Here is a 2,001-nt window from a genome sequence, read left to right as displayed (position 1 = left end):
CTCGTGGTCAAGGCGGTCGGCGACCAGTCGATCTTCGTGCGCAGCGCGATCGGCGGCGTGGCCAAGGAGGGCGTGATCGCGGCCGCGCTGACCAGCCTGATGATTCTGCTGTTCCTCGGCTCGTGGCGCTCGACCGTGATCATCGCGATCTCGATTCCGCTGTCGATCCTCGGCGCGATCATGGCACTGTCGGCGCTCGGCGAGACGCTCAATATCATGACCCTCGGCGGCCTCGCGCTCGCGGTCGGCATCCTCGTCGACGACGCGTCGGTGACGATCGAGAACATCAACTGGCATCTCGAACACGGCAAGGACGTGCGCACCTCCATCCTCGACGGCGCGCAGCAGATCACGACGCCGGCGCTCGTGTCGATGCTGTGCATCTGCATCGTGTTCGTGCCGATGTTTTTCCTCGAAGGTGTCGCGCGTTTCCTGTTCGTGCCGATGGCCGAAGCGGTGATGGCGGCGATGGTATGGTCGTTCCTGCTCTCGCGCACGCTGGTGCCGACGATGGCGAACTATCTGCTGCGCCCACACGCGGTGCACACGGACGAGCATGGCACCGCGCCGCCGCTGTCGCGCTCGCGCAATCCGCTGGTCAACTTCCAGCGCGGCTTCGAGGCGCGCTTCGAGCGCATGCGCGCCGGCTACCACGATCTGCTCGGCGTCGCCCTCGCCCATCGCAAGGTCTTCGTCAGCGGCTTCCTCGTCGTCGTCGCGGCCTCGTTCCTGCTCGTGCCGTTCCTCGGCCGCAACTTCTTCCCGTTCGTCGACGCGGGGCAGATTCTCATGCACGTGCGTGCGCCGGTCGGCACGCGCGTGGAGGAAACCGCGGCGCGTTTCGCCGAAGTCGAAAAAGCGATTCGCGAGATCATTCCGGCCAACGAGGTCGGCACGATCGCCGACAACATCGGCGCGCCGTTCCTTTCGGCGATCAACACGGTCTACAACAACACCGGCACGATCGGCGAGCAGGACGGCGACATCCAGATCTCGCTCGCCGAAGGCCATGCGCCGACCGCCGACCACATGCGCCGCTTGCGCGAAGAACTGCCGCGGCGCTTCCCGGGCATGAGTTTCGCATTCCTGCCGGCCGACATCGTCAGCCAGATCCTCAATTTCGGCGCGCCCGCGCCGATCGACCTGCAGGTTCGCGGCAACAACCTCGCCGAGAATTTCACCTACGCGAACAAGCTGCTCGCGCAGATCAAACTCATCCCCGGCGTCGCCGACGCGCGCATCCAGCAGACCGGCAGCGCACCGGCGTTCAAGGTCGACGTCGACCGCACGCGCGCGCAGTACGCGGGCGTGACCGCGCGCGACGTGACCTCGAGCCTCGTCGTCAACCTCGCCGGATCGAGCCAGGTCGCACCGACGTTCTGGCTCAACCCGGCCAACGGCGTCACCTATCCGATCGTGATGCAGACGCCGCAGTACAAGCTCGACTCGCTCGAAGCGCTGCGCAACGTCTCGATCAACGCGCCGGGCGGCGCCACCACCGTGCTCGGCGGCATCGCCGACATCACGCGCACCCAGGTCAACGGCGTGTTCAGCGAATACGACATCCGTCCGCTCGTGCAGATCTACGCGACCACTCAGGATCGCGATCTCGGCGGCGTCGCCGCGGAAATCCAGAAGATCATCGACGCCAACGCGAAGAGCCTGCCCAAGGGCGCGAACGTCGTCCTGCTCGGCCAGGTGAAGACGATGAACAGCGCGTTCTCCGGCCTGCTCTTCGGCCTCGTCGGCGCAATCGTGCTGATCTACTTCCTCATCGTGATCAACTTCCAGTCGTGGAGTGATCCGTTCGTCATCATCACCGCGCTGCCTGCCGCGCTGGCCGGCATCGTCTGGATGCTGTTTGCCACGCACACCACGCTATCCGTGCCTGCATTGACCGGTGCGATCATGTGCATGGGCGTGGCGACGGCGAACAGCGTGCTCGTGATTTCGTTCGCGCGCGAAAAGCTCGACGAGCTCGGCGACGCCACCGCAGCCGCG

Annotated in this window: 1 protein-coding gene; it reads left to right on the top strand. The window is 65.7% G+C overall.

All coding sequences use genetic code 11. The annotated features are described in order from the left end of the window. On the top strand, positions 1-2,001 hold a 2,001-nt coding region (locus tag VF497_RS00080; RefSeq protein WP_330885004.1), incomplete at both ends, for an efflux RND transporter permease subunit.

It is taken from the genome of Rudaea sp., assembly GCF_036383415.1.
In the GTDB taxonomy this organism is placed as follows: domain Bacteria; phylum Pseudomonadota; class Gammaproteobacteria; order Xanthomonadales; family Rhodanobacteraceae; genus Rudaea.
Note: the sequence above shows the minus strand (reverse complement) of the source record. Positions and strands in the feature narration are given on the sequence as shown.